Source organism: Vibrio sp. OPT46 (assembly GCF_015163535.1).
Taxonomy (GTDB): domain Bacteria; phylum Pseudomonadota; class Gammaproteobacteria; order Enterobacterales; family Vibrionaceae; genus Vibrio; species Vibrio alginolyticus.
The window spans coordinates 18166-25771 of record NZ_JADDYG010000054.1; the positions used below are offsets into that span (position 1 = coordinate 18166).

Sequence of the window (7606 nt, forward strand, 5' to 3'; positions counted from 1 at the left end):
CACTTTAGCCCAAGTAAAATCAGAATGAAGCGATACAGTTGGTGATTATGTGACCAGAATTTAATTGCTTCGTTAGCTGTGTTGGTTTAGTTTGCAGTATTGTTGAAACACAAGTTTCATATGTTTTAAGCACTTTTGTCATTTTTCTTATCCAAACTTCTTGCCGTTCAACTAATCACTTATTTATTAATTAAACTATAAGATCGGGAAAGTAAAAATGAGCAAGGAAACCTTTGACGCGACGCGTTATAACCAAAGTGAAAACAAACCATTTGAAGAAGTATTAGAAGCGAGCCTATCTCGACGCAGCATTCTGAAAGGTGGTTTAGGTATCAGTGCGATGACAGCGTTTGGTGCTTTCGGATTGGCTGGTTGTAACTCGTCTGACTCAGGGAGTACAGTAAGCAGTGGTTCGGGCGCATCTAAAGCCGTTCTTAACTTTGAATCTATCCCTGGCTCACTCACTGACGCAGTTTCAATTCCACAAGGCTACACCGCACAAGTACTAGTACCTTGGGGAACACCACTTAATGCACAAGGCAGCGCATGGCAAAATGATGGTACCAACACCAGTACCGATCAGTTAAATGCGCTAGGCATGCACCATGACGGCATGCATTTTTTCCCATTGAACGATAGCACTACAGATGGCTTGCTATGTATTAACCACGAGTACATCGACACATCAGCACTGCATCCAAACGGTCCGACGGTTGAAAATGGCGTACGTACCATTGTAGATGAAGTGCGCAAAGAGATTTACGCGCACGGTGTATCAGTGGTTCGCATTCAACTGGAAGACAACATGTGGAAGTTGGTTGATACTGACCCACTAAACCGTCGTTATACTGGTGCGACAGTCATGGATTTGTCTGGCCCGGTAGCCCACACATCTTTAACTGTCACTCGTTTCTCACCAGATGGCAGCCAAGCGCGTGGTACGTTAAACAACTGTGGCAACGGCTACACGCCGTGGGGCACTTACTTAACGTGTGAAGAGAACTGGCCTGGTTACTTTGTTAACGCCGGGACTCGTACAGAAGAGCAAGATCGCATTGGTGTTGATGACCAAAGCACACGCTACTTGTGGGAGACATTAGCAGGTAATGCAGAAGAGCGTCTTGATGAGTTCTCTCGCTTTAATGTGGCTCCAACAGGAGCAAGTGCGATGGATGATTACCGTAATGAAGCCAATGGTCACGGTTACATTGTCGAGATTGACCCTTACACGCAAAACTCACGTGCGAAGAAACGTACTGCGCTAGGTCGTTTCCGTCACGAGGGCTGTACTTTCGGTAAGCTTGAAGAAGGCAAACCAGTGGTATTTTATTCTGGTCACGATTCTCGCTTTGAATACCTATACAAATTTGAATCTGCGGCAGCGTGGGATCCAGCAGATGCTAACCCTGATAACCGCTTGGCGATGGGTGACAAGTACATGGACGAAGGCACACTGTATGTGGCGCGCTTCAATGAAGACAGCACAGGTACTTGGTTACCATTAACGCTTGATAGCGTAACAACCGCTGGTGGTACGTTAGCGGATCACTTTGATTCACTGGCTGAAATTATCATCAATACTGCGGGTGCGGCGGATTTAGTTGGGGCAACACCAATGGATCGACCAGAGTGGTGTACGGTTGATCCATTCACGGGTTCAGTATATTTAACATTGACGAACAATACGCGCCGTACAGATGAAACCAATCCTGCGAATCCACGTTTGAATAATAAGTTTGGTCATGTTATCCGTTGGGATGAAGGTGCTTCAGCAACTGACTTTACTTGGGATATCTTTGTGTTTGGTTCGCCAGCAAATGGTGATGCAGATACCAACCGTTCTGGCTTGAATGAGTTAAACCAGTTTGCGAGCCCAGACGGATTAGCGTTTGATGGCCGTGGTATTTTGTGGATTCAGACTGATAACGGCGCAGATGAAGTCACGTCTTACACCAATGATCAAATGTTGGCTGTTGTTCCATCTAAGCTAACAGATGAGAATGGTGATCAAGCTGTGATTGGTGCGGATAATCAAGCTGAATTGAAACGCTTCTTTGTCGGACCAAATGGTTGTGAAGTAACAGGCTTTACCATCAGCCCTGATTACAAATCATTGTTTGTGAATATTCAGCACCCAGGCAACTGGCCATACAGTGAAGATGCAGCCGAAGAAACGCCTGCTGGTGTTTCTGTGCGCCCACGAGCGGCGACAGTGGTTATTCGCCGTGAAGACGGTGGAGAGATTGCAGTTTAATCTCTAAATGAATAAACACCTTAAAATTCAAGCCCTGCAATTGCAGGGCTTGATGGTTTAGGCGAATGCCTAGTTGCACTTTGTACCTAGACAACAGGCTTAGCTTTTCAATGAACCGCCTGAAGTACGAATCACGTCTTGATACCAGAAAAAGCTTTTCTTACGTTTACGTTCTAGCGTTCCTTGCCCATCATCATAACGATCGACATAGATAAAGCCGTAACGTTTGCTCATCTCAGCGGTTGAGTTCGCGACCAAATCGATTGGCCCCCAGCTGGTAAAGCCCATCAACTCAACGCCATCCAGAATCGCTTCGTGTGCTTGCACAAGGTGGTCGTTCAAGTAAGCGATGCGGTAATCATCTTGAATCTCACCGTTTTCATCGATTTCATCACGTGCACCTAAGCCGTTTTCTACGACAAACAGTGGTTTTTGGTAGCGATCGTGAAGGAAGTTCAGCAGAATGCGCAGGCCTTTTGGATCGATCAACCAGCCCCATTGGCTCTTCTCAAGATATGGGTTTGGTACGCTATCGACAATGTTACCCACTTCCTTCTGTTTCGGGTCTGCACTTGCACAGCCACTTGCGTAGTAGCTGAATGAGATGAAGTCGACACTCGCAGACGCAATTTCTTCTAAGTCGCCTGCTTCCATCTGAATTTCAATGCCGTTTTCGCGGAAGTAACGCTTCATGTAGCCAGGGTACTGACCACGTGTTTGCACATCACCGAAGAACAACCACTTGTTGTTTTCATGCATTGCAGCAAGCACGTCATCAGGGTTACAGGTATATGGGTAGTTGATTGCGCCAAGCAGCATGTTACCAATCTTGCCGTTTGGTACGATTTGCTGACACAGTTTTACCGCTTTTGCGTTGGCGACTAGTTGGTGGTGAATCGCTTGGTAAATCTCTTGTTCACTGGCGTCTTCTTGCAAACCAACACCAGTAAATGGTGCGTGTAGAGACATGTTGATTTCGTTGAACGTTAACCACAGCTTCACTTTGTCTTTGTAGCGTTCCAGCACGGTGCGAGCATAACGTTCGAAGAATTCGATGACGCGACGATCGCCCCAACCACCGTAGTTCTCGACCAGTGCGTAAGGCATTTCGTAGTGAGATAATGTCACGAAAGGTTGGATGTTGTGCTCGGCAAGTTCGTCAAAAATTTTATCGTAGAACGCCAAACCTTCTTCGTTAGGTTCTAGTTCGTCCCCGTTCGGGAAGATGCGGCTCCATGCCAAAGAGAGACGCAGACAGTTAAAGCCCATCTCTTTGAACAGCGCGATGTCTTCTGGGTAGCGATTGTAGAAGTCGATCGCCACGTCTTTGATACCCGGTGTACGCTCTTCACGGGTTTGATGCGGACTCAAAATACCGTTTGGCAGCATGTCTGATGTCGATAACCCTTTACCCCCAAGGTTGTACGCCCCTTCTACTTGGTTTGCAGCAATGGCACCGCCCCAAAGAAAATGTTCAGGAAACTTAATCATGTTTCTCACTCTTTATCGTTCGGAAGTTATTCGTCTTATTTGCTTGAGAATAGTGTAGGTCAAGGAGGGATTCTTGTATCGAGATCGTGTTTTTCTCAAACAGCGGGGATGCCTAGTTCTAATGATGATTTTGTAATCAATATCACCTTAGGCTGATTTGAACAATAAAGTGAAAGTCAGCCCATTTTGTTCATTCTTATGCACAGTAATTTGTCCGTTCATATCACGCATATTGTTGGCCGTAATCGCTAAACCCAGCCCCAATCCTTCACCAATTTTCTTTGAGGTTTGGAAGGGTTCGAACATGGATTCAAGCATCTCATCCGACACGCCGCAGCCATTATCACTGATGATCAGTTCGACCTGATTGCTGGTTGGGTTGACGATCAAGCTGAGCTGCGGGTTGGTGGTATTGTTCATTGCGTCTAGCGCATTCGAGACAAGATTACCGAGCACCTGAAGCAGTCGTTGTTCTTCACCCATGATATTAGGTAAATCATGAGGAACGCGCACACGCACATCCACCTTGTCTAATTGGGATTGATAAACGCGTAAGGTCTCTTCGAGTGCGGAGGTAAGAGAAATCGCCTGTAGGCTTTCTGGTTTGTTGTAGGCGAACGTCTTTAACTGACTGGTCATGCTTGCCATGCGATCAATCAGCTTCTGCACCAATACGTTGTTGGCTTTCATCATCTCGGTTTCACCGCGTTCCGCTAGTAGCTCGTTCGTGGTGAGCAGGGTGCGCAAGCCCGTCAGTGGCTGATTGAGCTCATGAGTGATCGCGCTCGACATGCGACCCAAGGCGGCCATTTTGCTCGATTCAATCAACTGGCTTTGTGCTTCTTTTAGCGCTTGAGTTCGCTCTTCAACTCGCTGCGCCAGTTCTTGGTTGACCTGTTGCAGTGATTGCTCGGCTTTTTTCCGCTTGCTGATGTCGATGATCGTCGCAAGGAAATACTGCTCGCCATGCCAAGGGAAACTGGTCAGTGAGAACAAGACAGGGAAGACGCTACCGTCACTGCGTCTGGCAATGGTTTCGACCGTGCTGATCTCTGCGAGCTCTTTATGCTTAGGCAGGTCCTTTAGTAACTTAAGTGTGGTGGAATTGGGATTGCCTGCATCGAATAACTCCCAAGCAAAAGCATGTCGATTGACGCTTTCTGGCAAACAGAACAAGCGCTTTGCCATTGGGTTGAGATCGAACAGTTGCCCTTGTTCATCAATCAATAGCAAACCAACGTGGGTCTTATTGATCATCTGTTTCAAGCGGCATTGGGACTCTTCCAACAGGGCTTGAATTCGTTGTTGGTTGATGTGCTTTTGGCGACGTTGTAGACCAATGATGACGAGTAATACAACCAATAAGAGCAACACAGCGACGCTCCAACCAATCACGTTGATGGTTTGTTGAATCGGCTTAGAAGGGGTGAGGTAGCTTACGTACCAATTCAAATCATCCAATTTAACGGTGTGCGCAAAATAGCGTTGCTGGTTGAGCGTCCACACACTGATATTGGTGTTGTCGTATAAGCGTTGCGTTTCTAACTGAACGGTGTTGCTCGGTTCGTTAAACCAGTCAGCGTTATAAAGCGCGCTACTCGATAGGAAAAAGCGTTGTTGACGATTCTGCAACGTGATGATGTCTTGGCTAGTAATGGTCTGTTCGGTCAACAAGCTAAGGTTGATTTGCACCACCACAATGCCAGCGATATCCAGACCATCGTAGATAGGGGCTGCAAGATAATACAATGGGCTCGAACCTTTGGTTTTGTTCACCAAGGAAACACCGCCGCCTTGGTTGTGAATTTGTTCCACAATGGCTTTTCGGTCAGACAGGCTAAAGCGCTCTTCGATTAAACTCGAGACCAATACTTCGCCAGAGTTAGACAGGATTAGCCAACCTTCCGTATTGGCGGCTTTATCTAGCTGAGTCAGTTGGGTTTGCAATGGCTCGTAATAAGTCAGATTCCCTTTCACAAACGCGATGGTTTCTGGGTTATTGGTTACGAGGTAAGGTAAGTGGTAGAAGCGTTTGAGTGCACGGCGAACTTCACCAATATAGTCGAGTAGTTTTTGTTGAGCTTCGGTTTGAGTTTGTACACTCAACCACTGACGGGCAACCTCTCTGCTGGCGCTATAGCAAGACAACATCAGCACTGCCGCAATTGCGACCACAAGCCATGTTTTGCCATTCCTTTTGCGCTGCATACCGACTCCATTCAGCTAGTGCGTTCTCACCAACAGTCATTAAAGAGTGCGCCTAACTGGTTGGATGTTAAAGACTTGTAAGCAAGAAGTGAGATCTAGCTCCTTTTCTCCTCAGTGGTTTTTGCTACCGTTAATAAAGATCGATTTCTTTCCCACCCCATAAAGCAGGCAGTAACTCATGGCTTTTGACGACATCCCTAAAATTGCACTTATCGAAGACGATGACATTGTTCGTCAGGCTACCAGCCAATGGCTGCAACTGGCGGGGTTCGATGTGACCTCATTCAGTTTAGGCGAAGAGGGCAAAGCGGCCATTCTGAGCCAAGAATTTGATGCGATTGTCAGTGACGTTCGCCTGCCAGACACCGATGGTTTGTCGATACTAGAAAGCCTGATTGCCAATCACGTCCCAACGCCAGTTATCTTGATCACCGGACATGGTGACGTCGATATGGCAGTAGGGGCGTTACAAAACGGTGCGTTCGATTTTATTGAGAAACCTTTCCAACCTGAGCGTTTATCCCAACGAGTAACCGAAGCGGTCGAGAGCTATCGCGCACAAACGTCTACTCAAGATCGCCAAGAGTACCTATCTAGCGTTAGCGGCTTAGAAGAGGTGTTGATTGGGCGAAGCCGAGTGATGCAACAGCTTAGAGAACAAGTAGCCAAGTTAGCACGCATTGATACTAACGTGATCATTTACGGCGAAACAGGTTGTGGTAAAGAGCTGGTGGCGACCAGTTTGCATAATGAAAGCCAACGCAGATCCTATCATTTTGTGCCAATCAACTGTGGCGCTATTCCTGAGAACCTGTTTGAAAGTGAGCTGTTTGGGCATGAAGCAGGGGCATTTACCGGAGCGGGTAAAAAGCGCATTGGTAAGTTGGAATACGCGGATAAAGGCACTTTATTCTTTGATGAAATCGAGAGTATGCCGCTGTCCATGCAGGTGAAAGTGTTGCGTTCATTACAGGAACATACGGTAGAGCGCGTTGGGGGCAACCAACAGATCTCAGTTGATTTGAGAGTGATCGCCGCCGCGAAAGAAGATCTCAATGATCATGACGAGTTTCGTCAGGATTTGTACTATCGTCTTAATGTGGCGCAGATCTATTTGCCACCGCTACGTGAGCGAGAAGAAGATGCGTTGATCTTGTTCGAACACTTTGCTCTGAAAAGTAATCCTGAGAGTCGTCTGCTGAGTGAAGCCGATAGAAAGGCCATTCTTGCTTACTCTTGGCCCGGTAACGTACGTGAGCTTAGGAATGTAGCGATGCGTTTTGCATTGGATGAAACCGTCTCTGTGATGGAAATTCTCTCCAGTCGACCATCCTCAACAACCGAAGAGACGCATGCGGGCGTGCCGTTGGCGATTCAGCTACATAACTTTGAACGTAAGGTGCTACATGATTCTTTAGTCAGGCATCATGGACGCATCAATGAGGTGATGCAGGAGTTGGATTTACCACGTCGAACCCTTAACCAAAAGATGCAGAAGTTTGGTTTGAATCGCTCCGACTATACTTAGTGCGATTTCTAGCTAATGTAAAATCATTGGCATAACAAACACGTTATGCGCTTTTGGCTGGAGCTGGGACAAACTTATAATTTAGGTCTTTCCCTTCTCCAAACAAGGTAACGAGGTTCCTTCCA

Annotated in this window: 4 protein-coding genes; 2 read left to right on the top strand and 2 right to left on the bottom strand. The window is 46.8% G+C overall.

The genetic code is table 11. The features are described 5' to 3' along the window. Positions 1–217 precede the first annotated feature (217 nt). A complete protein-coding gene (locus IQR33_RS02665; protein WP_104980344.1) occupies positions 218–2254 on the top strand; it encodes a PhoX family protein in 2037 nt (678 codons plus the stop codon). A 99-nt stretch (positions 2255–2353) separates the two neighbouring features. Here the strand turns inward: IQR33_RS02665 and IQR33_RS02670 are convergent, their stop codons facing one another. Together IQR33_RS02670 and IQR33_RS02675 are read right to left on the bottom strand one after the other, a co-directional pair. Beyond that, the gene (locus tag IQR33_RS02670) at positions 2354–3745 is read right to left on the bottom strand and encodes a glycoside hydrolase family 1 protein (RefSeq protein WP_064354480.1); all 1392 of its coding nucleotides are present in this window, start codon (positions 3743–3745) and stop codon (positions 2354–2356) included. A 147-nt stretch (positions 3746–3892) separates the two neighbouring features. Continuing rightward, positions 3893–5953, bottom strand: a complete 2061-nt coding sequence (locus IQR33_RS02675) for a sensor histidine kinase (protein WP_193838036.1) — start codon at positions 5951–5953, stop codon at positions 3893–3895. A gap of 178 nt (positions 5954–6131) precedes the next feature. Here IQR33_RS02675 and IQR33_RS02680 point away from each other — a divergent pair, with 178 nt between their 5' ends. Next, the gene (locus IQR33_RS02680; RefSeq protein ID WP_053349389.1) at positions 6132–7481 is read left to right on the top strand and encodes a sigma-54-dependent transcriptional regulator; all 1350 of its coding nucleotides are present in this window, start codon (positions 6132–6134) and stop codon (positions 7479–7481) included. Positions 7482–7606: the final 125 nt, after the last annotated feature.

Excerpts from the sequence above, each read along its gene's own strand:
- IQR33_RS02680 (WP_053349389.1), top strand. The coding sequence starts at position 6,132 with ATGGCTTTTGACGACATCCCTAAAATTGCACTTATCGAAGACGATGAC.
- IQR33_RS02675 (WP_193838036.1), bottom strand. The coding sequence starts at position 5,953 with ATGCAGCGCAAAAGGAATGGCAAAACATGGCTTGTGGTCGCAATTGCG.
- IQR33_RS02670 (WP_064354480.1), bottom strand. The coding sequence starts at position 3,745 with ATGATTAAGTTTCCTGAACATTTTCTTTGGGGCGGTGCCATTGCTGCA.
- IQR33_RS02665 (WP_104980344.1), top strand. The coding sequence starts at position 218 with ATGAGCAAGGAAACCTTTGACGCGACGCGTTATAACCAAAGTGAAAAC.